Source organism: Vibrio aquaticus, from assembly GCF_003970385.1.
Taxonomy (GTDB): Bacteria; Pseudomonadota; Gammaproteobacteria; order Enterobacterales; family Vibrionaceae; genus Vibrio; species Vibrio aquaticus.
In genome coordinates, this window is record NZ_RXZH01000068.1 from 1 (window position 1) to 701 (window position 701).

The following is a 701-nucleotide window of genomic DNA, read 5'->3' on the forward strand; positions in this document are numbered from 1 at the left end:
AGGTCGTCGGTTCAAATCCGGCCCCCGCAACCAAATTAAAAGGTGTTGTGATTCGCTAGCTCGTCGGGCTCAGCCATTCATAAAACCTCGCGAAGGTCACTGATTCAAATCAGTTCTCGCAACCAATTTCTCTTATGAGAAAATGCGACACTAGCTCAGTTGGTAGAGCGCAACCTTGCCAAGGTTGAGGTCACGAGTTCGAACCTCGTGTGTCGCTCCAAATTTAAAGTTGTCATCGTACTTAACGGTGAATACGGACGCGGGATGGAGCAGCTTGGTAGCTCGTCGGGCTCATAACCCGAAGGTCGTCGGTTCAAATCCGGCTCCCGCAACCAAATTTAAAGGTGTTGTGATTCGCTAGCTCGTCGGGCTCAGCCATTCATAAAACCTCGCGAAGGTCACTGATTCAAATCAGTCCTCGCAACCAATTCTCTTAATGAGAATATGCGACACTAGCTCAGTTGGTAGAGCGCAACCTTGCCAAGGTTGAGGTCACGAGTTCGAACCTCGTGTGTCGCTCCAAATTTTAAGGCTTTCATCATGCCTCAAATGGTGAATACGGACGCGGGGTGGAGCAGCTTGGTAGCTCGTCGGGCTCATAACCCGAAGGTCGTCGGTTCAAATCCGGCCCCCGCAACCAAATTAAAAGGTGTTGTGATTCGCTAGCTCGTCGGGCTCAGCCATTCATAAAACCTCGCGAA

4 tRNA genes are annotated in these 701 nt (G+C 50.5%); all 4 read left to right on the forward strand.

The features are described from left to right. Positions 1 to 144 precede the first annotated feature (144 nt). The 4 genes from EJ063_RS20365 (at position 145) to EJ063_RS20380 (ending at position 640) form a co-directional block, all read left to right on the forward strand. Positions 145 to 220: transfer RNA gene (locus EJ063_RS20365), tRNA-Gly, on the forward strand. Between the two features lie 38 nt (positions 221 to 258). Continuing rightward, positions 259 to 335 (forward strand) — tRNA-Met (locus EJ063_RS20370). Positions 336 to 446: 111 nt separating this feature from the next. Then, positions 447 to 522 (forward strand) — tRNA-Gly (locus EJ063_RS20375). A gap of 41 nt (positions 523 to 563) precedes the next feature. After that, positions 564 to 640 (forward strand) — tRNA-Met (locus EJ063_RS20380). The last annotated feature ends 61 nt before the right edge of the window (positions 641 to 701 follow it).